The following is a 21,540-nucleotide window of genomic DNA, read 5'->3' as shown; positions in this document are numbered from 1 at the left end:
GTCGTCGGCATGAAGGTGATCGTCGTAGGAGCCGGCGTGGTGGGAACCATGCACGCCTGGCACGCAGTGGAACGCGGCCACGAGGTCGTACACATCGAGCGCGAGGCCGAGGCGCGCGGAGCCTCCCTCCGCAACTTCGGACAGATCTGGGTCAGCGGCCGGGCGGGCGGGGAGGAACTCGACACCGCCCTGCGCGCCCGCGAACTCTGGGAGGGCATCGGGGCCCGCGTCCCCGGCCTCGGCTTCCGGGCCATCGGCTCCCTCACCCCCGTGCGGAACGCCCACGAGCTGGCCGTCGCCGAGGCCGCCGTGACCCGGCCCGACGCCGCCGCCCGCGGCTACGAGCTGCTCACGGCCGACGAGGCCCGCGCGGTCAACCCGGCCCTGCGCGGCGCGTTCGAGGCCGCGCTCTGGTGCGAGCGCGACGCGGCCGTCGAGCCGCGCCTCGCGCAGCTCGCCCTCCGCGAAGCCCTCCTCGCCACCGGGAAGTACACCTTCCTGCCGAACCGCGAGGTCCGGGATGTCGTTGGAGAGAACGCGGTCCGCGACGACCACGGCGACGTCCACACCGGCGACGCCGTCGTCCTGTGCACCGGCGCATCGCTCTCCGGCCTCGTCCGCGAGGTCGCCGGCGAGATACCCGTCCGCAGGGTCCGGCTCCAGATGATGCAGACCGAACCCCTCGGCGAGCCGCTCACCACCTCGGTCGCCGACGCCGACTCCTTCCGCTACTACCCGGCCTACGCCTCCGAGGCCCTCGACGCGCTCCAGGCCGCGCAGCCGCAGGACCCGACCGCCGCCGCCCACAAGATGCAGCTGCTCATGGTGCAGCGCCTCGACGGCGGACTGACCATCGGCGACACCCACGAGTACGAGCACCCCTTCGCCTTCGACACCCTCGAAGACCCCTACGAGCACCTCACCCGCGTCGTCGAGTCCTTCCTCGGCCGGCCGCTGCCGAAGATCAGGCGGCGCTGGGCCGGGGTGTACGCGCAGTGCGTCGACACCAGCCGGGTCGTGCACCGCCAGCGGGTCCGCGACGGCGTGTGGCTGGTGACGGGACCCGGCGGCCGGGGCATGACCTGCTCGCCCGCCATCGCCGAGACCACCGCGAACGAACTGGGCTGGTAGATCACATGAGCATCAAGAAGCAGCAGCGGCACGACCTCGTCGTCCTCGACATGGCCGGCACCACCGTCGCCGACGACGGCCTCGTCGAACAGGCCTTCACCGTCGCCGCCGAGCGCCTCGGCGAAGACCCGGCAACGATGATCGACCACGTCCGCGCCACCATGGGCGAGTCCAAGATCTCCGTCTTCCGCCACCTCCTCGGCGGCGACGAGGACCGGGCCCGGCAGGCCAACCTCGCCTTCGAGGAGGCGTACGGCGAACTCGTCGCCGACGGCCGCATCGCCCCGATCCCGGGCGCCGCCGAGACCATCGCCACGCTCCAGGAGCAGGGCAGGACCGTCGTCCTCACCACCGGCTTCGCCCGGGTCACCCAGGACGCCATCCTCGACGCCCTCGGCTGGCGCGACCTCGTCGGCCTCACCCTCTGCCCGGCCGACGCCGGCGGCCGGGGCCGCCCGTACCCCGACATGGTCCTCGCCGCCTTCCTCCGTACCGGCGCCGTAGACGACGTCCGCCGGATCGTGGTCGCGGGCGACACCTCGTACGACATGCTCAGCGGCGTCCGCGCCGGCGCCGGGATCGTGACGGGCGTCCTGACCGGCGCCCACGGCGAGACCGCGCTCGCCGAGCACGGCGCCGACCGCGTCCTGCCCTCCGTCGCCGGACTGCCCGCACTTCTCCGGGAGTTCGAGGCATGACCAGCGGCATCCGCTTCGACGCCGTGTCCGTCGCGTACGGCGGCACCACCGTCCTCGACCGGCTCGACCTGACCGTCGAGCCCGGCGAGGTCATGGCCCTCCTCGGGCCCTCAGGCTCCGGCAAGACCACCGCGTTGCGGGCCGTCGCCGGATTCGTACGGCCGGTCTCCGGGCGGGTGCTCATCGGCGACCGCGACGTCACCGCCCTCCCGCCGTACCGGCGGGGGATCGGGATGGTCGTCCAGCAGTACGCCCTCTTCCCGCACCTGCGGGTCGAGGCGAACGTCGCCTTCGGCCTGAAGGCGCGGAAGACGCCGAAGGACGAGATCCCCGGCCGGGTCGCCGAGGCCCTGGAGATGACCGGCATGGCGGCCTACGCCCACCGGTACCCCCGCGAACTCTCCGGCGGCCAGCAGCAGCGCGTCGCCATCGCGCGGGCGCTCGCCATCCGGCCCAAGGTCCTCCTCCTCGACGAGCCGCTCTCCGCGCTCGACGCGCAGCTGCGTTCCGGCATGCTCGCCGAACTGGCCCGGCTGCACCGCGAGTTGCCGGACGTGTCGATCCTGTACGTCACCCACGACCAGGTCGAGGCGCTGACCCTCGCCGACCGGATCGCCGTCATGGACAAGGCCCGGCTCCAGGACTGCGGCACCCCGCAGGACCTCTACCGCAGGCCGCGTACGGAGTTCACGGCGTCGTTCGTCGGCAACGCGAACCTGCTGCCGGTGACGGTGACCGCCGACGGGGTCGCCTTCGAAGGGACCGGGCTGAAGGTCGCCCCCGGCGCCGCGGCCCCCGGCGCCGCGGCCCCCGGCGCCGCCGCCACCCTCTGCGTACGCCCCCACCTCGTCGGCCTCGGCGAGGGCCCGAACGCGCTGCGCGGCCGGATCGTCGAGGTCCAGTGGCGCGGGTCCACGCACCGGCTGTACGTCGAGATCGGCGGGCACCGGGTGAAGGCGGACGTGCGGGAGCTGCGGGAGACGCCGCGGCTTGGCGCCGAGGTGACGCTGCACTTCGCGCCTGAGGACGCGGTGGTGCTGGCCGCAGGGGTGAACGATGGCCACTAGGGCTCCAGGTCTCGTCGAGGAGCACCCCGCAACCGGCGTCGTGCCCGCCCCTTCCGCCCCGGCGGAACCCGTGCCCGCGACGGGCGGGCAGCGCACGATCCCCGCCTGGGTCTGGGCCCTGCCCCCCGTCGCCGTCCTCGCCGTCGTCTTCCTCTACCCGCTCGCGCTCGTCGTCCAGGAGTCCCTGGCCCCCGGCGCCTACGCCGACGTCCTCGCCTCCGCGTCCTTCCGCGAGGCCCTCGTCACCACCGTGTGGCTCGCCGTCGCCTCCACCGCCGGCTGTCTGGTCCTCGGCTTCGTGCTCGCGGTCGTGATCGCGTTCGTCCCGTTCCCCGGCGGGAAGGCGGTGTCGAAGTTCATCGACGTCTTCCTCTCCTTCCCGTCCTTCCTGATCACGCTCGCCCTGCTCTTCCTCTACGGCACGGTCGGCATGGCCAACGGCCTCTGGACGGACGTCACCGGTGACTCGACCGGCCCCTTCCACTTCCTGACCACGCCCTGGGGCGTCCTCCTCGCCGAGATCACGTACTTCACCCCGTTCGTGATGCGGCCCCTCCTCGCCGCCTTCTCCCAGATGGAGACGGCCCAGCTGGAGGTCGCCTCCTCGCTCGGCGCCCGGCCGCTGCGGATCGTCCGGCAGGTGATCCTGCCCGAGGCGCTGCCCGCGCTCGCAGCGGGCGGCAGCCTCGTCCTCGTCATGTGCCTCAACGAGTTCGGGATCGTCCTCTTCACCGGCGCCAAGGGCGTCACGACCCTCCCGATGCTCGTCTACGGCAAGGCGATCCTCGAATCGGACTACGCCGCCGCCTGTGTCGTCGCCGTCGTCAACGTCGCCCTCTCCGTGGGCCTCTACGTCCTCTACCGGGGGGTGAGCCGCCGTGCTGGTGCATAGCCGAACGGGCAGGTGGACGGCGTGGGCCGGGTTCGCCGTCCTCTTCGTCCCCCTCTTCGCCCTCCCGCTCCTCGTCATCGTCGCCGCCTCGTTCTCCACGAACTGGTCCGGCGCCTTCCCCTCGGGACCGACCACCGCGCACTACGCGGCGGCCGTGCGCGGCGAGTCCCTCCAGGCCCTCACCACCAGCCTGGTCACCGCCGTCACCGCGAGCCTGATCGCGCTGACCGCCGGCACCTGGGCGGCGCTCGCCGGAGCCGCGCTCGGCGCGGGCGGCCCCTGGGGCAGAAGGGCCAAGAGGGTCCTCGACGCCCTGTTCATGCTGCCGGTCGCCGTGCCGTCCGTGGTCGTCGGCCTCGCCGTCCTCGTCGCGTACTCACAGCCGCCGGTACTCCTCAACGGCACCCGCTGGATCGTGATCCTCGCCCACACCGTCCTGGTCACGGCCTTCGCCCACCAGTCCGTGTCGGCGGCCGTCGTGCGGCTCGACCCGATGTACGAGCAGGCGGCGGCCAGCCTCGGCGCCCGCCCCTCGTACGTCCTGCTCCGGGTGAAGCTGCCGCTCCTCCTGCCGTCCCTGAACGCCGCCGCCGGGCTCTGCTTCGCCCTGTCCATGGGCGAGCTGAGCGCCACGATGATGCTCTACCCGCCGGACTGGACGCCGCTCCCGGTGCTCATCTTCACCCGCACCGACCGCGGTGCCCTCTTCACCGGCTCGGCGCTCGCCGTGGTCCTCATGGCGGCGACCCTCCTCGCCCTGCTCGCCGTCTCCCGCATCCGCACCAAGGCCTCGTACCGCTAGGGCCTGCCGTAGAGCCCCGCTTCCCTGCCGCTTCACTTCCGCTAGGAGAAAACGACGTTATGCGCACGTACGCCAAGCCGATCGCCGCCCTCGCCGGCTCCCTCGTCCTCGCCGGGAGCCTCACCGCCTGCGGCGGCTCCCCCGCCGCCTCCGACGAGAAGATCGTCACCGTCTACAGCGCCGACGGCCTCAAGGGCGAGGCGGGCGACGGCTGGTACGACAAGGTCTTCGCCGACTTCGAGAAGAAGACCGGCATCAAGGTCAAGTACGTCGAGGGCGGCTCCGGGGAGATGGTGCAGCGCGCCCTCCGCGAGAAGAGCAACACCCAGGCCGACGTGATCGTGACGCTGCCGCCCTTCATCCAGCAGGCCGACTCCAAGGGCCTGCTCCAGTCGTACGAGCCCCAGGGCGCCGACCAGGTCGACGGCGGCGACAAGTCCGGCGACGGCAAGTGGACCTCCGTCGTCAACAACTACTTCGGCTTCATCCACAACAAGAAGGAGCTGCCCGCCGCCCCGAAGACCTGGGAGGAGCTGCTCGACGCGAAGTTCAAGGACAAGCTCCAGTACTCCACCCCCGGCGTCGCGGGCGACGGCACCGCCGTCCTCATCAAGGCGATGCACGACTTCGGCGGGAAGGAGCCGGCCATGGAGTACCTGAAGAAGCTCCAGGCCAACAACGTCGGCCCGTCCTCCTCCACCTCCAAGCTCGCCCCCAAGGTGGACAAGGGCGAACTCCTCGTCGCCAACGGCGACGTGCAGATGAACTTCGCCCAGTCCAAGTCCATGCCGAACCTCGGCATCTGGTTCCCGGCCAAGGACGGCGGAAGGCCCACCACTTTCGCCCTGCCGTACGCGGCCGGCCTGGTGAACAAGGCCCCGCACACGGAGAACGGCAAGAAGCTCCTCGACTTCATGCTGAGCGAGGGCGCGCAGCGCGAGGTCAGCGCCATCGGCGGCGGCTTCCCGGCCCGCAAGGACGTCAACGCCACCGACGCCAACGCCATCCAACTCGCCAAGCTGATGGTGGACGTCGAGGTCTTCGAACCGGACTGGTCCGACATCGACCGGAACCTCAAGGCGTATGTGGACGCCTGGAAGTCCGCGACCGGAAGCTGATCGGCACCAAGAGTTCACCGCACGACCCTGGAACACCTCCGTACATCGCGGAAGGATAACGGGTACGGACCAACGCCCCTGAGGAATCGGGGGCGTTGGCGCGCCCGCACCCCCTTCCCCCTTCCACGGACTTCCACGGAGGACTCCGACATGCCGATCACCGGCATCTCCCGCCGCACCGTGCTCGCCGCCGCCGGCGCCACCGCGGCCGTCGCCGCCACCGGCCTCGCCACCGCCCCCGCCGCCCAGGCGGCCTCGCCCACGCTCCCCAACGGCACCAGCAAGGACAAGGTGCTCGTCGTCGGCATGGACGGCCTGCGGTACGACCGGATCGACGCCGCCAAGGCCCCGCACCTCAAGTCCCTGATCGCGAACGGTACCTACGGCCGCTCGCTGCTCTACGCCAACCCGATGGCCGCGACCTCCTCAGGACCCGGCTGGTCGACGATCTCCACCGGTGTCTGGCCCGACAAGCACGGCGTCAAGGACAACAGCTTCACCGGCAAGAACTACGGCCAGTACCCCGGCTTCCTCGCCCGGCTGCACCAGATCCGCCCCGAGCTCTCCCTCTTCGCCGCCGTCGACTGGCCCGAGCTCGACACCCACGGCACGGTCACCCCCGGCGCCGACGCCAAGATCGTCTACAACAACAACTATGTCGTCAATGATCTCGTGATCACCGACATCACCGAGGACATCCTGCGCAACCAGAACCCCGACGTCCTGTTCGTCTACTTCGGCGAGACCGACGAGATCGGCCACAACCACGGCGCCGCGAGCCAGAAGTACCTCGACGCCATCGACGTCCAGGACGCCTACCTCGGCCGTCTCCTCACCGCGATCAAGGCCCGCCCCGGGTACGCCACCGAGCGGTGGACGGTCATCGTCACCACCGACCACGGCCACACCGACGCCGGAGGCCACGGCGGCTCCGCCATCGAGGAGCGCCGCACCTTCGTCCTCGCCCAGGGCCCCGGCATCGCCGCCGGCCTGCGGCCCATCGACACCCGCCTCGTCGACGTCGCCGCCACCGTCTACCACCAGCTCGGCATCACCCCCGACCCGTCCTGGGGCCTCGACGGCAAGCCGATCCAGGAGCGCTCCACCGACCCCTTCGACGCGCTCTACGGGTCCCTCTCCGGCCGCGTCGACGAGACCGGCATCCCCGCCGGGGTCCTCGGCTTCACGCACACCGCGCCCAGCGGCTGGTCCGTCATCAACAACGCCATGGGCACCGGCGGCATGACCGAGTGGCGCGGCTGGTCCTTCGCCACCGACGAGTTCTGGTCCCGCACCCAGCGCGACCAGTCCCGCGAACTCAACGTCCGCGCCCGGGGCGTCTTCGCCGTCGCCGACTCCGACGAGTGGGCCGACAAGACGTTCTCCGGTACGTACGACTCGACCCTCGTGACCCCCGCGTACGGCGTCTCGGGCGCGTCCAGGGTCACCCTCGACTTCACGACCTTCTACCGCCAGGAGGGCGCCCAGTCCGCCCAGGTCCTGGTGAGCTTCAACGGCGGCACCCCGACACCGGTCAGGAGCTACACGGCCGACGTCATCTCCAAGCCGCAGTCCCTCACGGTCGCCGTCCCCGCCGGCGCCTCCAGCGCGAGCTTCCGCTTCCGCTACACCGGCGCCAACAACTGGTACTGGACGATCGACGGGGTCAAGGTCACCGCATCCTGATCACCAGGGTCAACATCAGGACATCCTGACTCAGGACCTCCCCGCCCGCACCGGCTGGGCTCGCGGGCTCTGGCACGCACATCTGCCGCGTTGTCGTCGGTCGCCATGGCTCCGCCATGCCTCCCTCCTCCGCCTTGCAGCTGCACGCACCAGAGCCCGCTCCCTGACCCAGCCTGCGCGGGCGGGCAGGCCCTAGGCTTGGGGGCGTCGCCACAGCGCTGTCGCGGCGCCCCCAGTACACCGCACGTCAGTACGGCAGGAGTCCCGCACCCATGGCAGAGCGCAAGCCGATCGAATCCTGGCTGACCGACATGGACGGCGTCCTCATCCACGAGGGCGTGCCGATCCCCGGCGCCGACGCGTTCATCAAGAAGCTGCGCGAGACCGGGAAGCCCTTCCTGGTCCTCACCAACAACTCGATGTACACGGCCCGCGACCTGCACGCCCGCCTCGCGCGGATGGGCCTCGAAGTCCCCGTCGAGAACATCTGGACCTCGGCCCTCGCGACCGCGAAGTTCCTCGACGACCAGCGCCCCGGCGGCACCGCGTACGTCATCGGCGAGGCCGGCCTCACCACCGCGCTGCACGACATCGGCTACGTCCTCACCGACCACGCCCCCGACTACGTGGTGCTCGGCGAGACCCGTACGTACTCCTTCGAGGCGATGACGAAGGCCGTACGCCTCATCAACGCCGGCGCCCGCTTCATCTGCACCAACCCCGACGAGACCGGCCCCTCCCTGGAGGGCCCGCTGCCGGCCACCGGCTCGGTCGCCGCGCTCATCACGAAGGCCACCGGCAAGGAGCCGTACTTCGCCGGCAAGCCGAACCCGCTCATGATGCGCACCGGCCTCAACGCGATCGGCGCCCACTCCGAGACCAGCGCCATGATCGGCGACCGGATGGACACCGACATCCTGGCCGGTCTGGAGGCTGGCATGCAGACGTTCCTGGTGCTCACGGGCCTGACGACGCAGGCGGAGATCGACCGCTTCCCGTTCCGCCCGTCCAAGATCGTCGACTCGATCGCGGACATCGTCGACCGGGTGTAGCGGCCCTCCGGCCGAGCCCCTGCGGATGCGATCAGTACGGATCCGGGTGACCCTGCCAGTACCAGGAGGTCACGATGCGTTCAGGTCCCATTGCTCTCCGTGCCGCAGGGGCGGCCGTGCTGCTCGTACTGGCGCCCGCCGCCGGCGGCGCGTACGCCCATGACGGGGTGAAGGTCACCGTCACCCCGTCCACCGCCTCGCCCGGCGCCGACATCGACGTGCGCGTCCAGGGCTGCAAGGGCACGACGGGCGCCGCGAAGTCCCAGGCGTTCGTCGCCGACGCGGAACTCACCGGCCGCGACGGCGGGGGCAAGCCGCTCTTCGGCGACACCACGGTGAAGTCCGGTCTCGAGACCGGTACGTACAAGGTCAGCGTGACCTGCGACGGCCACGACCACCCCGACGTCGGCACCGTCCAGGTCCAGCACCGGAAGCCCACGCACGAGCCGACGCACAAGCCGACGGGGAAGCCGACTGAAAGGCCGACCGAGAGGCCGGCCGGCAAGCCGACCCACCACGCGAGCCCGGTCGCCCCGGTCCGCGCGGGCGGCGGCGGCACCGCCGCGTTCGCCGCACCGGCCGCCCCCGGCGTCGCCCAGACCACGAGCGAGAGCGGTCTCGGCACCCCGTACACCCTGCTCGGCCTCGGTCTGGCCGCCGTCGCCGCCGTCGCGGTCGCCTTCCGCAGCTCCCGCCGCCGCACCACCGGCTCCGGTACGGACGCGGAGTGACGATGTCGTCCGGATCCCGCCCGGCGGGCACCGGGCGACTCGTCACCGGCGTGACCTGGGCGCTGCTGCTCGTCGGGCTCTGGCTCTGGGGCCGCGAGGCCACCGAGGGGCCCGGCGGCAGCTCCGCGCCGACCACCGGCGACATCGCCGCCGTCGGCCGACCGCTCGGGGCGGCGCTGCCCCCGGCCCGCGACCCGCTCGCCCCCGTCGCACCGCGACGGATCGAGATCCCCTCCCTCGGCATCAGCGCGCCCGTCGTGGCGCGGGGCCTGGACGGCACGGGGGCGATCGAACCGCCGCCGTACGAGATGCCGCACACGGTCGGCTGGTTCGGTTCCGGCACCCGCCCGGGCGCGGCGGGCCCGGCCCTCTTCGTCGGACACGTCGACACGGACACCCGCCCGGCCGTCTTCTACGGCCTGAGCGCGGCCCGTCCCGGCGCCAAGGTCCGCGTCACCCGGACGGACGGATCGGTCGCCGAATTCACGGTCGACGACGTCCAGGTCCACTCCCGGGAACACTTCGACGCCCGGAAGGTCTACGGCGCCCGCGAGCCGCACCGCGCCGAGCTGCGCCTGATCACCTGCGGCGGGACCTTCGACCGCGCGGCCGGTACGTACTCGGCGAACGTGGTGGTCTCGGCGTATCTGACGGGTTCGGAAAGGGCCCCGGCCGGCGTCTGAGCCGGTGGCCGAAAACGGTCAAGACCCCCTCACCATCGGTGAGGGGGTCTTGACTTTGCGTGCGCCGCCAGGGACTCGAACCCCGGACCCGCTGATTAAGAGTCAGCTGCTCTAACCAACTGAGCTAGCGGCGCCTGCTGACAGAGAGAACTCTACCTGACGTGCGGGCGTGCTCCTGACCAATATCGGTCACCACCGGCCTGTCGGATGGTCGTATAGAGCCTTTAGTTCGTCAAAATGCGATATGACCAGACAGTTGAGACACTGACGCCCAAAACCAAGGGTCAAAAGATCTTGACGAGTGTGGAGGGGAATCGCATGAGCGTGCCGGTCTTCGAGGAGTTCGAACCAGCGGCCGACTGCGGCTGCCCGGGGTGCGCCCGGCAGCGGCGCGACCTCGCGCTTGGCCTGCCCGTCAGAGCGGGTGGCCACCCCGCGGCCCACGGCGCCCGCCGCGCCCTGGTCCTGGTGACGGCGGCGGGCGTGGTCCTGGGCGGAGGCGGGGCCTCGGTGGCGACGGCCCTCCCGCCGCCGGCGGGCCCGTACACCCCGGCGGATACGACGGATACGACGGACACAACGGATGAGACGGACGCGGTGGACTCCACGGATGCGGTCCGCACCGCCACCGTCCCGCGACCCGACACCCCGCAGGGCAGGCCGGAACCCCTGCACGGAGCGCCGGGCCCCGGGCCCCAGCCCTCCCCGATCGCGACTCCGACGACCAGTCAGGTCTCGACCGGCACCCTGCGGAAGACGACCCGGTCCGAGATCATCAACCGCGCCAAGCTGTGGGTGACGGCCCAGGTCCCGTACTCCATGGAGAAGTACTGGTCCGACGGCTACCGCCAGGACTGCTCCGGCTACATCTCGATGGCCTGGAACCTGCGCAGCAACGAGTGGACCGGCAGTCTCGACCGCTTCGCCGACCGCGTCGACCGGACCGAGCTCCAGCCCGGCGACATCCTGCTCTTCCACAACCCGGCCAACCCGACGCGCGGCTCCCACGTCACGATCTTCGGCGGCTGGACCGACTACACCCACACCTCCTACGTCGCCTACGAGCAGACCAAGCCGCGCACCCGCAGGCAGGCGACACCCCTGGCGTACTGGGAGAACTCCAACCGGTACGTGGCCTACCGCTACAAGGGCGTGGTCAGCGGCGGAAGCGGCGGCGGCAGCACCGGCGGCGGGGCGACGCCCACGGCGACGCCGTACCCCGGCACGGCCATGTTCGGTCCCGGCGCCTCCAACGCGTACGTCACCCAGCTCGGCAGGCTCCTCGTCGACCGCGGCGGCAAGAAGTACTACAGCAAGGGACCCGGCCCGAAGTGGGGCGACGCGGACCGGCGCGCGACCCAGGCGTTCCAGCTGGCGCAGGGCTGGAAGGGCAAGGAGGCGGACGGCCTGCCCGGCCCGCAGACGTGGAAGCTCCTCGTGACCGGCGGGGGCAAGAGCATCGGCGGTTCGGGTGGTTCGGCCGGGTCGAGTTCGAATGCGTCGGGCTTTCCCGGGCGTGGCTCCTTCCGTCCGGGCCAATCCAACGCATATGTGGAGAAGCTGGGCAAACAACTGGTGAAGCGGGGCTTCGGCAAGCACTACCTGTCGGGACCCGGTCCGCGCTGGACGGAGGCGGACCGCCGCAACGTCGAGGCGTTCCAGCGGGCACAGGGATGGCGCGGCGCGGCTGCCGACGGCTACCCGGGCCCGGAGACCTGGCGGCGTTTGTTCCGATGACCCCGAGAGCATGAGGTGGACCCGAATGACGGCATCGCTCCCCAACCCCGCGGACTCCGGCGCGGCGGCCTCGCGTGACGCGGCCCGTACCGCCAGACGTCTGACGGACGGCACCCTTCCCCGCACGTCCCCTCCCCAGGACGCACCCCCGGGCACCCCGCCCGGGCCGGCCTCCCAGGACCCGGCGGCGGCTCCCGCCGGGACCGAGGAGGTCCGGGCCACGGGGAGCGAGGCGGCGGACGCGGTCGCCGGGGGAGGGGCGGAGGCTCCGGCCGCCGGTGGCGGGGGAGGGGTGGAGACTCCGGCCGCCGGTGGCGGGGTGGCGGTGCCGCCCGTCGGCGAGGCGCAGGCGCCCGCCCCGGACGGCCCGTCACAGGCCACGGATGTCCTGACGCCCCTCGGGGGGCCGATGCCCCGCGCGACGGACGGCAACGACGGCGGAGCCCCCGCTTCTGCCGTCGTGCGCCCGGTTCCTGGCGGTACGTCACCGGACCTTCCGGGTCTCCCAGGCCTTCCGGTGGCTTCCTCGGGCGTCGTCCCGAAGCTCACGCGGGACGGGTCCGGCTCGGACGCGTCACGGGACGGGCAGGCCGGGCCCGATACGGGCGGAACCGCGTCCGGCGCCTCCCCGGCGCGCCCGGCCGAACGGTCCGGCGAGCCGCCGACGCACCCGGCCGGCCCCGCCCGTACGTCGCCGACGCACCCTGCCGGTTCGTCCGGCATGCCATCGGTCCGTCTGATCGAGGGACCCTCCGGTACGTCGCCGTCGGCGCCGGTCCACCTCACGCCGCCTTCCGCCGTCCGCATCCACAAGGCCACGACCGGCTCGGCCCCCGGTGCGGCCGCCGGTACGCAGCCCGGCACCGCTACCACCCCCCCGGCCGCGGCCGAGCCCACGCCCGCCGTCGGCGTGTCGGCGGGACGGCACCGCGCCTCCCCGCCGGAGGCGGTCACCGACGCGGAGGCCGGCCCGGACGCTCCGAGGGGCCCCGCGCCCGCTCCCGCCACGGGTCCCGCCCGCGCCTCCGCCCCCTCCGCCGGCGTCGCCGAGCGCAGCGGCCCCGCCCCCGACTTCGGGCGGATCACCGGAGCCCGCGTCGGTACCGTCGCCGTGCCCGTCGCCGCCGTCGTGCGGGTGGCACGGCGGAAGAACGTGATCGGGGCGGAGACCACCGGCTCCATCCCGGTCCACCTGCTCTTCCGCGACGAGCCGGAGACCGCCGGGCCCCGGGCGGCGGGCGCCGACGACGGGGGTCCCGACACCGTCGCCATGGCCGCGCCCCTGACGCAGACGAACGGCCGCGGGGCCGCCATTCCGGCCCCGTCGAAGGTCCAGCCGCAGACCGGGACGGCGACCAAGCCCGTATCCGAGCCCGCGACCAGGGACGCGACCAAGTCCCCCAGCAGGTCCACCGCCAAGGCCCCCGCCAAGGCCAGACCCGCGTCCAAGCCTCCTCAGACCAGAGCGACCGCCTCCACCTCCCGGCCCGCCCCCACCGCCGACCCCGGTCTCGTCGAGCGGCCGGGCGCGGTACTGCCGGGGTGGGTCGGGGTGATCGGCGGGGCCGCGGCGCTCGCCGGCTGCGCGGCGATCGTGTGGTGGACCGGGGCGGTGCCGGAGGAGGCGGCGCGGATGCTGCGGCTGCCGGAACGCCCGTACCACGGCATCCACCTCGGCCAGTGGGCGCTGCTCGCGCTCGGCGTCGTGCTCGCCCTGTTCGCGCTCGGCGGTCTCGGCCGGGGCCGGGTCGGCTACGCCTGGGTGCTGACGCTGTTCGGTGACTACCGGGGCACGGTCCGCCGTACCGGTCTGGTCTGGGTCAGCCCGCTCCTGCTGCGCCGCAGGGTCGACGTACGGCTCCGGCACTGGCGCAGCGAGCCGCTGTCGTCCGTGGACGCGAAGGGCACCGCGCTCGACGTCACCGTCCTCGTGGTGTGGCGGGTGCGGGACACGGTGCGGGCGGCCCTGGGGGTCGACGGGCACGAGGACTACCTGCGGGAGCAGGTCGAGGCGGCGATGGCGCGGGTCCTCTCGCAGCTTCCGGCGGACGCCTTCCACGAGGACGCCCCGACGCTCCGGGACGCGGAGGCGGTCGGCGCGGCCCTGACGCGGATGCTGTCGGCGGAGTGCGCCCCGGTCGGGGTGGACGTGTTCTCGGCGCAGCCGACGCGGATCGAGTACGCGCCGGAGGTGGCGGCGGCGATGCGCAGGCGCCGGATCGCGGCGATCGACGCGAAGCACCGGGACAGCGTGCTGACGTCGGTGGTGGACGCGGTGGACGACGTGGTCCACCGGCTGACCAGTCGTGGTCTGGTGGAACTGGACGACTACGAGCGCAAGGCGCTGGTCAAGGACCTGACGGTGGCGTTCTACACGGGTCGGACGGGTCCGGTGGAGGGGGCCTGAGGGGATGGACATGTTCAACTTCCGTCCATACCTTGGTACTTGGTCCAGACCAAAATGAACGACCGCAGGAACCGCACGCGCGCGCACGGCCCAATGGAACTCCCCCACGTTCTCCTGGAGCGACAGCATGCGCAAAAAGTCAGTCGGGGCGGCGGTGGTGGCGCTCGGCGTCGCCGGCGCCACCCTCCTCGCCACCGGTAGCGCCGGAAGTCACGGCTACACCGACTCGCCGATCAGCCGCCAGAAGCTCTGCGCCAACGGCACCGTGACCAACTGCGGCTCCATACAGTGGGAGCCGCAGTCGGTCGAGGGCCTCAAGGGCTTCCCCGCCGCCGGCCCCGCCGACGGCAAGATCTGCTCCGCCGGGCTCACCCAGTTCGCCCAGCTCGACGACCCCCGGGGCGGCACGTGGCCCACCACCCGGCTCACGGCCGGGCAGAGCTACAGCTTCCGCTGGCAGTTCACGGCCCGGCACCGCACCACCGACTTCAAGTACTACATCACCAGGAACGGCTGGGACCCGAGTCAGAAGCTGACCCGGGCCGCGCTCGACCCCCAGCCGTTCCTGACCGTCCCCTACAACAGCCAGCAGCCGCCGGCGACCCTCTCGCACTCCGGGACGGTCCCGGCGGGCAAGACGGGCCGTCACCTGATCCTGGCGGTGTGGACGGTCGCGGACACCGCGAACGCGTTCTACGCCTGCTCGGACGTCCAGTTCTGACGCCGGCCTGACACCACCCGTGCCGGGGGGCGAGCCGCACCCCGGCATCCTGCTCGACCAACCCGCCGGAGCACCCGCTCCGGCCGGCGCGGCGGCCCTCGCGGGGGCCGCCGCCGCCGGAACCAGCCCGCCCAGGCGCCGAACCAGCCCGCCCAGGCGCCGAACCAGCCCGCCCAGGCGCCGAGCCGACCCGCCCAGGCACCGGACCGACCCGCCCCGGTGCCCGGAGGTAGGCCCAGCCCCACCTCCTCCCCACCCCCCAGGCCCATGGCCCCGCCTCCCGCGCCCGCCTACCGTGGGCGTCCATGGACCCCCGTAACCTCTGGCAGGCACTCGCCCGGCCCCGCTTCCCCCGGGGCTCCTGGCCCTGGAGGGCCGCCGGGTATCTCGCCACCGGTGCGCTCGTCGGGGCCGCCGCCTGTCTCGTGCTCCTCGTGCTCGGCGTGTTCTCGCTCCTCCTCGTCGGGCTGCCGCTGCTCCTCCTCTCCGGCACCGCCGTCGGCGGCGTGGAACGGCTCCGGCTCCGGCTCGTCGACCTGGATCCCGCCCCCGACCCGCACCGGGTCCCCGCCGTGCCCGGTCTCGCCGCCTGGCTCCGGCTCCGGGCGGGGGAGCAGGCGACCTGGCGGGAGCTCGCGTACGCCCTGCTCCTCGCCACCGTCCTGTGGCCGCTCGACCTCATCGCGCTCGCCGTCGGCATCGGCCTGCCCGTCGCCCTCCTCAGCACCCCGCTCCAGCTGGCGGTCGACGGCCACGAGGTCAAGGTGGTCAAGGCGTACCTGGTCACCTCCTATCCCGAGGCCTTCGCCGCCGCCCTCCTCGGGGCGGTCCTCCTCGTCCTCCTCGCCTACCCCCTCGCCGCCGTCGCCGGGGCCCGCGCCGCCCTCGCCCGGGCCCTGCTCGCGCCCCGCGAGACCGGGCCGGAGGACGGGATCGGGGAGGTCATCGCCTCCCGGGCCCGGCTCGTCGACGCCTTCGAGGCCGAGCGGCGCCGCATCGAACGCGATCTCCACGACGGGGCCCAGCAACGCCTGGTCGCCCTCACCATGACCCTCGGCCTCGCCCGGCTCGACGCCCCGCCGGGCCCGCTCGCCGACCAGCTGGCGAAGGCCCACGAGGAGGCCGGCCAGGTGCTGACCGAACTGCGCGAGCTGATCCACGGCATCCATCCGCAGGTCCTGGCCGACTACGGGCTCGGCGCGGCCCTCGCCGACGCCGCCGACCGGTCGGCCGTCCCCGTCGACCTCGCCCTCGACAGCGACCTGCCCCGGCTGCCCGCCGCCGTCGAGAGCGCGGGCTACTTCGCCGGCTGCGAGGCGCTCGCCAACATCGGCAAGCACAGCGGCGCCCGCCAGGCGAGGATCACCGCCCGGCACGCGGACGGCGTCCTGCGGCTCGTCGTCGAGGACGACGGGCGGGGCGGCGTGGACCCGGCCAGGGGCAGCGGACTCACCGGTCTCGCCGACCGGATCGCCGTCCTCGATGGCACACTGACGATCATGAGCCCGCCGGGCGGGCCGACCGTCCTGCGAGTGGAGATCCCGTGTCCCGCACCGACCGAGAAGCCGGCACCGACCGAGGAATCGGCATCGACCGAGAAACCGGCACCGACCGAGCGATCGGCGCCGACCGTAGGCTCCGCGTCGTCCTCGCCGAGGACAGCGTCCTCCTCCGGGAGGGACTGATCGGGCTCCTGGCCCGTTTCGGCCACGAGGTCGTCGCCGCCGTCGGCGACGCCGACGCCCTGCGCGAGGCGGTCGCCGCCCATGATCCGGACATCGTGGTCACCGACGTCCGGATGCCGCCCGGCTTCCAGGACGAGGGGCTGCGGGCCGCGGTCGCGCTCCGCGCCGAGCGGCCGGCCCTGCCGGTCCTCGTCCTCAGCCAGTACGTGCAGCGCAGCTACGCCGCCGACCTCCTCGACGCGGGCGACGGCACGGGCGTCGGCTATCTGCTCAAGGACCGGGTGGGGCAGGTGGAGGAGTTTCTCGACGCCCTCGGCCGGGTCGCGGACGGTGGGACGGTGGTCGACCCCGAGGTCGTACGGCAGCTGCTCCGGCGGCACCGCGACCCGCTGGAGGCGCTGACCCCGCGCGAGCGCGAGGTGCTCGGGCTCGTCGCGGAGGGCCTCTCGAACGGGTCGATCGCCCGCCGTCTCGTGGTGACGGAGGCCGCCGTCGGCAAGCACATCGGCAACATCCTGGCGAAGCTGGACCTGCCGCCGGCCGATGACACCCACCGCCGGGTCCTCGCCGTCCTGACGTACCTCAGGGCATGACGGGTGTGACGGCTGTGACGGGGACGACAAGAAAGCCCCTCGCTTCCGCGAGGGGCTTTCTCTGTCTGTGCGCCGCCAGGGACTCGAACCCCGGACCCGCTGATTAAGAGTCAGCTGCTCTAACCAACTGAGCTAGCGGCGCCTGCTGACAGAGAAAATACTACCCGGTCCCGGGGGGTGCTTCCGACCACCCCGCGGGACCGGGTCCCTCCGCGTCCTCAGATCGCCAGGGAGAGCACCACCGGCGCGGCCCTGCGGTTCAGCGTGTCGGCCGCCGAGCGCAGCCGGTGCGCGTGCTCGATCGGCAGGGAGAGCGCCAGGCAGCCCACGGCGGAGCCCGCCGTCAGCGGGACGGCGGCGCAGACGGTGCCCACCGCGTACTCCTGGAGGTCGAGCACGGGGACCGTCGCCGGCTGGCTGTCGAGCTTGGAGAAGAGGATCCGCTCGTTGGTGATCGTCCGGGAGGTCAGCCGGGCGATCTTGTGCCGGGAGAGGTGGTCCCGCCGGCCGTTCAGGTCGAGCTGGGTGAGCAGGCACTTGCCGACCGCGCTGGCGTGCGCGGCCGAGCGGAAGTCCACCCACTCGTTGACCTTGGGTGTGCGCGGGCCGTCGGCGAACTGGGTGATCTTCACCTCGCCGTCGATGTACCGGCTGATGTACACCGCCGCGCCGACGGAGTCGCGCAGCTCGGTCAGGGTCTCCTGGAGCTTGGCCTCCAGGGCTTCGCGGCGGGTCATGCCGGAGCCGAGGAGGACGAGGGAGTCCCCGATCACGTACGCGCCGTCGGCGACCTGTTCCACGTACCCCTCGCGGCGGAGCATGAGGAGCAGCGAGGAGAGGTGGGCGACGGGCAGGCCGGTTTCGCGCGCGATCTGGACGTCTGTCACTCCGCCACCGTGCCGCGAGACCGTCTCGAGGACGCGCAGGGCGTATTGCACCGAGTGGAACGGCGCGGTGGGCTCGGGCTTCAGCGCCACGGTTTCCCCCTACCAGGTTGTGACCGCAAGCTTTCGTCCCACGATAGCCGCCAAGCCCCTTTTTAGGGGCGGCTGTTGGCGAGAATGATGCGGAGCATCCAGGCCCTACGCTGGGGCTCGCCACCCTGGCATATGCCAAGGTCATGAGTGGTTCGTAGACCCTCAGGTCAGGGCCGTGCGGGCGGGTGCTCGGGCGTCAGTTCGGGCCACGGCGGGCGGGAGATTTTTTGCGCGGAATCCAGGGGAAGCGGACGCCGTCGCCGACCTCCGCGGTGGCTGAGAACCGCCGAAACCGGTCGGAATAAACGGAGACCCCCTCCTGTTATGCCTCCGAAGCAGCTGCAGAAGCGGCTGCAGAAGCAGCCGCAGAAGCAGCCGCAGAAGCAGTGACCGTACGTGTGCCGAGGAGGGTCCCGAAGGTGTCCGACGCTATTCGAGGAGAGGTGCGGGGTACCGCGCCCGTTCCGCTGTCCGTACTGGACCTGGTGACCGTCGGCAGCGGCAGGACCGCGACCCAGGCGCTGGCCACCAGCGTCGAGCTGAGCCGGCTCGCCGAGCGGCGCGGCTTCCACCGCCACTGGGTGGCGGAACACCACTCCATGCCCGGCGTCGCCTCCTCCTCGCCGGCGGTGATCCTCGCCCACCTCGCCGCCCACACCAGCCGCATCCGCCTCGGCTCGGGCGGTGTCATGCTGCCCAACCACGCCCCGCTCGTCATCGCCGAGCAGTTCGGCACCCTGGAGGCCCTCGCCCCCGGCCGCGTCGACCTCGGCCTCGGGCGCGCCCCCGGCACCGACGGGGCCACGGCGGCAGCCCTGCGCCGCTCCGACACCCTGCACGAGGGTGCCGACGACTTCCCCGAGCAGCTCGCCGAACTGACCCGGTTCCTGGACGACGACTTCCCCGACGGGCACCGGTACGCCCGGATCCACGCCGTGCCCGGCCCGGTCCAGGGTCCGAAGGGCCGTCCGCCGATCTGGCTGCTCGGCTCCTCCGGCTTCAGCGCCCGCCTCGCCGGTGTGCTCGGACTGCCCTTCGCCTTCGCCCATCACTTCTCGGCCAGGAACACGATCCCGGCGCTCGATCTCTACCGCGACTCCTTCCGGCCCTCCGCCGTCCTCGACGCGCCGTACGCGGTGATCGGCGTGGCCGCGCTCGCGGCCGACGACCCGAAGGAGGCGCACCGCCAGGTCCTCACGGGCGCGCTGTCGATGCTGCGGCTGCGCACCGGCCGGCCGGGGCTCATCCCGACGCCGGAGGAGGCGGAGGCGTACGGATTCAGCCCCGCCGAGCGCGAGTTCGTGGACGGCTGGCTGGCGAACGTCGTGTACGGCACGCCCGACGAGGTCCGTACGGGTCTGGACGACCTGAGGAAGCGGACCGGGGCGGACGAGCTGATGATCACGGCCAACGCGCACGGCGGTGAGGCGCGGCTGCGGAGCTACGAGCTCATCGCCGACGCCTACGAACTCCCGGAGCTGACGGATTCCGAGCCGGGGGCGGCCGGGTAAAAACCTCGGTCCCCGCGCGCGGCTGGTTCCTTCGCGAACGGCCCCCGCGCTCCCCCTAAGTGAACCTTAAACCGCTCGTCACCGATGGTGGCGGGCGGTTCCGCTTTGTGCTGCACCCCTCTGACAAGGGCTTTCGGCAGGGAATTGGTCTAGTCCTCAATCTGGTTCAGACCATTGACGAGGTGTTCACGCGCCGGTTATCACTTCCTCATCTCCTGTACGGCACCACCCAGTTCTCCCCCACTTCGGAGGCCGCACGTGCACCCCCGTAAGCCATTGATCGCCGCGCTCCTCAGCTCGGCCCTCGCCGCCGGCGCCCTCGCGGCGACCGCAGGCCTCGGCTCCGCCCAGGCGGCCGACACGACGACCACTGCCTCTGCGGGCAATGTGCGCATCGCGTACTACGACCAGTGGAGCGTCTACGGCAACGCGTTCTACCCCAAGCACCTCGACACCCGGGGCATCGCGAGCCAGCTGGACGTCATCAACTACTCGTTCGGCAACATCCACCCCACCGACCTCACCTGTTTCATGGCCAACAAGGCCGCGGGTGACGACAACAACCCCAACGCGGGCGACGGTGCGGGCGACTCGTACGCCGACTACCAGAAGTCCTTCTCCGCGGCGGACAGCGTCGACGGCGTCGCCGACAAGTGGGACCAGCCGATCGTGGGCGTCTTCAACCAGTTCAAGGAACTGAAGGCGAAGTACCCCCACCTGAAGATCAACATCTCGCTCGGCGGCTGGACCTACTCCAAGTACTTCCACGACGCGGCGAAGACGGACGCGAGCCGCAAGAAGCTCGTCACCTCCTGCATCGACCAGTACATCAAGGGCAACCTGCCGGTCGAGGGCGGCTTCGGCGGTGCGGGCACGGCGGCCGGCATCTTCGACGGCATCGACATCGACTGGGAGTACCCCGGCTCCTCCGGCGGCCACCTGGGCAACCACTACGGCCCCGAGGACAAGCAGAACTTCACCCTGCTCCTCGCCGAGTTCCGCAAGCAGCTCGACGCGCACGGCGCGGCCAACGGCGGCAAGAAGTACCTGCTGACCTCGGCCCTCCCGGCCGGCCAGGACAAGATCAAGTACATCGAGACCGACAAGATCGGCCAGTACTTGGACTACGCCAACATCATGACGTACGACATGCACGGCGCCTGGGACGGCGACGGGCCCACGTACCACCAGTCCCCGCTGTTCCCCTCCCCGAACGACCCGACCGACGTGATCGCGCCGGGCACGGAGAAGTACAGCATCGACTCGGCCATCGACTCCTGGATCGACGGCAACCCGGCGTACGGCATCGCGGGCGGCTTCCCCGCCAACAAGCTGACCCTCGGCTACGAGTTCTACTACCGCGGCTGGAAGGGCGTCCCGGCCGGCACCACCAACGGCCTCGCCCAGACCGCGACCGGCGGCTCCAACGCCCGCCCGCTCAGCCAGCAGGCCGGCATCGCGCACTACAAGGAGCTCGGCGGCATCGTCGACAACGCGGCGACCACCTTCTGGGACGACCAGTCCAAGTCCTCGTACTTCTACAAGGACGGCGAGTTCTTCACCGGTCTGAACCAGAAGTCCATCCAGGCCCGGGTGGACTACGGCAAGCAGCGCGGTCTGGCCGGCGCGATGATGTACTCGCTCCTCGGCCTGGACAACAACGCCACGCTGCTGACCCAGATCAACACCGCGCTCGGCGGCACCACGGCCCCGCCGACCACGACGCCGCCGACCACCCCGCCGACGACGCCCCCGACCACCCCGCCCACGACCACGCCTCCCACGACCACGCCGCCCACCGGCAGCTGCACCGCCCCGGCGTACGTGGCCGGCACCGTCTACAACGGCGGCGCGCTCGTCTCCCACAAGGGCCGCACCTGGAAGGCCCAGTGGTGGACGCAGAACGAGGAGCCGGGCACGACCGGCGAGTGGGGCGTCTGGAAGGACCAGGGCGCCTGCTGAGGCCCTGACATGACCGGCTGAGCCCCCTCATGAACCGCTGCCCCCGCCCGGGATGTCCCTCCCGGCCGGGGGCAGTTCCATGCCCGA

The 21,540-nt window shown here is 72.1% G+C and carries 18 protein-coding genes and 2 tRNA genes; 17 read left to right on the top strand and 3 right to left on the bottom strand.

What is annotated here, in order from left to right; translation table 11 throughout:
- Positions 1-9 precede the first annotated feature (9 nt).
- From ACIA8N_RS05035 to ACIA8N_RS04990, 10 genes are all read left to right on the top strand, one after another.
- On the top strand, positions 10-1,131 hold the full coding sequence (locus tag ACIA8N_RS05035; RefSeq protein WP_365777883.1) for a TIGR03364 family FAD-dependent oxidoreductase: 1,122 nt from the start codon (positions 10-12) through the stop codon (positions 1,129-1,131).
- Between the two features lie 5 nt (positions 1,132-1,136).
- Positions 1,137-1,829, top strand: coding sequence for a phosphonatase-like hydrolase (locus ACIA8N_RS05030; RefSeq protein WP_365777885.1), 693 nt, complete (start codon positions 1,137-1,139; stop codon positions 1,827-1,829).
- The gene (locus ACIA8N_RS05025) at positions 1,826-2,896 is read left to right on the top strand and encodes an ABC transporter ATP-binding protein (RefSeq protein ID WP_365777887.1); all 1,071 of its coding nucleotides are present in this window, start codon (positions 1,826-1,828) and stop codon (positions 2,894-2,896) included. The genes ACIA8N_RS05030 and ACIA8N_RS05025 overlap by 4 nt, the downstream gene beginning before the upstream one ends.
- On the top strand, positions 2,886-3,788 hold the full coding sequence (locus tag ACIA8N_RS05020; protein WP_365777888.1) for a 2-aminoethylphosphonate ABC transporter permease subunit: 903 nt from the start codon (positions 2,886-2,888) through the stop codon (positions 3,786-3,788). The genes ACIA8N_RS05025 and ACIA8N_RS05020 overlap by 11 nt, the downstream gene beginning before the upstream one ends.
- Entirely contained in the window at positions 3,775-4,590 is an 816-nt protein-coding gene (locus ACIA8N_RS05015) for an ABC transporter permease subunit (protein ID WP_365777890.1), read from the top strand. Before ACIA8N_RS05020 ends, ACIA8N_RS05015 begins: the two co-directional genes overlap by 14 nt.
- A 59-nt stretch (positions 4,591-4,649) precedes the next feature.
- The gene (locus tag ACIA8N_RS05010) at positions 4,650-5,708 is read left to right on the top strand and encodes a 2-aminoethylphosphonate ABC transporter substrate-binding protein (protein WP_365777892.1); all 1,059 of its coding nucleotides are present in this window, start codon (positions 4,650-4,652) and stop codon (positions 5,706-5,708) included.
- Between the two features lie 150 nt (positions 5,709-5,858).
- Positions 5,859-7,394, top strand: coding sequence for an alkaline phosphatase family protein (locus ACIA8N_RS05005; protein WP_365777894.1), 1,536 nt, complete (start codon positions 5,859-5,861; stop codon positions 7,392-7,394).
- Between the two features lie 272 nt (positions 7,395-7,666).
- A complete protein-coding gene (locus ACIA8N_RS05000) occupies positions 7,667-8,446 on the top strand; it encodes an HAD-IIA family hydrolase (RefSeq protein WP_030223957.1) in 780 nt (259 codons plus the stop codon).
- A gap of 116 nt (positions 8,447-8,562) precedes the next feature.
- On the top strand, positions 8,563-9,177 hold the full coding sequence (locus ACIA8N_RS04995) for a hypothetical protein (protein WP_365777896.1): 615 nt from the start codon (positions 8,563-8,565) through the stop codon (positions 9,175-9,177).
- A 2-nt stretch (positions 9,178-9,179) separates the two neighbouring features.
- Positions 9,180-9,860, top strand: coding sequence for a class F sortase (locus ACIA8N_RS04990; RefSeq protein ID WP_365777898.1), 681 nt, complete (start codon positions 9,180-9,182; stop codon positions 9,858-9,860).
- A 60-nt stretch (positions 9,861-9,920) separates the two neighbouring features.
- Here ACIA8N_RS04990 and ACIA8N_RS04985 read toward each other — a convergent pair.
- Positions 9,921-9,994 (bottom strand) — tRNA-Lys (locus tag ACIA8N_RS04985).
- Positions 9,995-10,178: 184 nt separating this feature from the next.
- On the opposite strand from ACIA8N_RS04985, the gene ACIA8N_RS04980 reads away from it, so the two are divergent.
- The 5 genes from ACIA8N_RS04980 to ACIA8N_RS04960 all read left to right on the top strand — a co-directional run bounded on the left by ACIA8N_RS04980 (position 10,179) and on the right by ACIA8N_RS04960 (position 17,003).
- Complete coding sequence (locus ACIA8N_RS04980) at positions 10,179-11,597, top strand: peptidoglycan-binding protein (protein WP_365777900.1); 1,419 nt, start codon at positions 10,179-10,181, stop codon at positions 11,595-11,597.
- A 25-nt stretch (positions 11,598-11,622) separates the two neighbouring features.
- The gene (locus tag ACIA8N_RS04975) at positions 11,623-14,004 is read left to right on the top strand and encodes an SPFH domain-containing protein (protein WP_365777902.1); all 2,382 of its coding nucleotides are present in this window, start codon (positions 11,623-11,625) and stop codon (positions 14,002-14,004) included.
- A gap of 127 nt (positions 14,005-14,131) precedes the next feature.
- Positions 14,132-14,725, top strand: coding sequence for a lytic polysaccharide monooxygenase (locus tag ACIA8N_RS04970; RefSeq protein WP_365777904.1), 594 nt, complete (start codon positions 14,132-14,134; stop codon positions 14,723-14,725).
- Positions 14,726-15,030: 305 nt separating this feature from the next.
- Positions 15,031-16,410 (top strand): sensor domain-containing protein, encoded by a 1,380-nt coding sequence (locus ACIA8N_RS04965; RefSeq protein ID WP_365777906.1) that lies wholly within the window; start codon positions 15,031-15,033, stop codon positions 16,408-16,410.
- Positions 16,344-17,003, top strand: coding sequence for a response regulator transcription factor (locus ACIA8N_RS04960; protein WP_365778188.1), 660 nt, complete (start codon positions 16,344-16,346; stop codon positions 17,001-17,003). The genes ACIA8N_RS04965 and ACIA8N_RS04960 overlap by 67 nt, the downstream gene beginning before the upstream one ends.
- Positions 17,004-17,071: 68 nt before the next feature.
- Here ACIA8N_RS04960 and ACIA8N_RS04955 read toward each other — a convergent pair.
- Together ACIA8N_RS04955 and ACIA8N_RS04950 are read right to left on the bottom strand one after the other, a co-directional pair.
- Positions 17,072-17,145, bottom strand: a tRNA-Lys gene (locus ACIA8N_RS04955).
- A gap of 76 nt (positions 17,146-17,221) precedes the next feature.
- Positions 17,222-17,980: an IclR family transcriptional regulator C-terminal domain-containing protein gene (locus ACIA8N_RS04950; protein ID WP_365777908.1), complete on the bottom strand. Its 759-nt coding sequence runs from the start codon at positions 17,978-17,980 to the stop codon at positions 17,222-17,224.
- A gap of 419 nt (positions 17,981-18,399) precedes the next feature.
- Between ACIA8N_RS04950 and ACIA8N_RS04945 the strand changes: the two genes are divergently transcribed.
- Both ACIA8N_RS04945 and ACIA8N_RS04940 read left to right on the top strand, forming a co-directional pair.
- Positions 18,400-19,491 carry an LLM class flavin-dependent oxidoreductase gene (locus ACIA8N_RS04945; protein WP_365777910.1) on the top strand — a complete coding sequence of 364 codons (1,092 nt, stop codon included), beginning with the start codon at positions 18,400-18,402 and terminating at the stop codon, positions 19,489-19,491.
- Between the two features lie 258 nt (positions 19,492-19,749).
- A complete protein-coding gene (locus ACIA8N_RS04940) occupies positions 19,750-21,453 on the top strand; it encodes a glycosyl hydrolase family 18 protein (RefSeq protein ID WP_365777912.1) in 1,704 nt (567 codons plus the stop codon).
- The last annotated feature ends 87 nt before the right edge of the window (positions 21,454-21,540 follow it).

This window comes from Streptomyces sp. NPDC051822 (assembly GCF_044452745.1).
Lineage (GTDB): Bacteria > Actinomycetota > Actinomycetes > Streptomycetales > Streptomycetaceae > Streptomyces.
This window is presented reverse-complemented; position numbering and strand designations above follow the sequence as displayed.

Bases quoted from the DNA above. Each gene is read 5' to 3' on its own strand.
- ACIA8N_RS05000 (WP_030223957.1), top strand. From the start codon at position 7,667: ATGGCAGAGCGCAAGCCGATCGAATCCTGGCTGACCGACATGGACGGC.
- ACIA8N_RS04980 (WP_365777900.1), top strand. From the start codon at position 10,179: ATGAGCGTGCCGGTCTTCGAGGAGTTCGAACCAGCGGCCGACTGCGGC.
- ACIA8N_RS04975 (WP_365777902.1), top strand. From the start codon at position 11,623: ATGACGGCATCGCTCCCCAACCCCGCGGACTCCGGCGCGGCGGCCTCG.
- ACIA8N_RS04965 (WP_365777906.1), top strand. From the start codon at position 15,031: ATGGACCCCCGTAACCTCTGGCAGGCACTCGCCCGGCCCCGCTTCCCC.
- ACIA8N_RS05035 (WP_365777883.1), top strand. From the start codon at position 10: ATGAAGGTGATCGTCGTAGGAGCCGGCGTGGTGGGAACCATGCACGCC.
- ACIA8N_RS05020 (WP_365777888.1), top strand. From the start codon at position 2,886: ATGGCCACTAGGGCTCCAGGTCTCGTCGAGGAGCACCCCGCAACCGGC.
- ACIA8N_RS05025 (WP_365777887.1), top strand. From the start codon at position 1,826: ATGACCAGCGGCATCCGCTTCGACGCCGTGTCCGTCGCGTACGGCGGC.
- ACIA8N_RS05030 (WP_365777885.1), top strand. From the start codon at position 1,137: ATGAGCATCAAGAAGCAGCAGCGGCACGACCTCGTCGTCCTCGACATG.
- ACIA8N_RS05010 (WP_365777892.1), top strand. From the start codon at position 4,650: ATGCGCACGTACGCCAAGCCGATCGCCGCCCTCGCCGGCTCCCTCGTC.
- ACIA8N_RS05005 (WP_365777894.1), top strand. From the start codon at position 5,859: ATGCCGATCACCGGCATCTCCCGCCGCACCGTGCTCGCCGCCGCCGGC.
- ACIA8N_RS04990 (WP_365777898.1), top strand. From the start codon at position 9,180: ATGTCGTCCGGATCCCGCCCGGCGGGCACCGGGCGACTCGTCACCGGC.
- ACIA8N_RS04970 (WP_365777904.1), top strand. From the start codon at position 14,132: ATGCGCAAAAAGTCAGTCGGGGCGGCGGTGGTGGCGCTCGGCGTCGCC.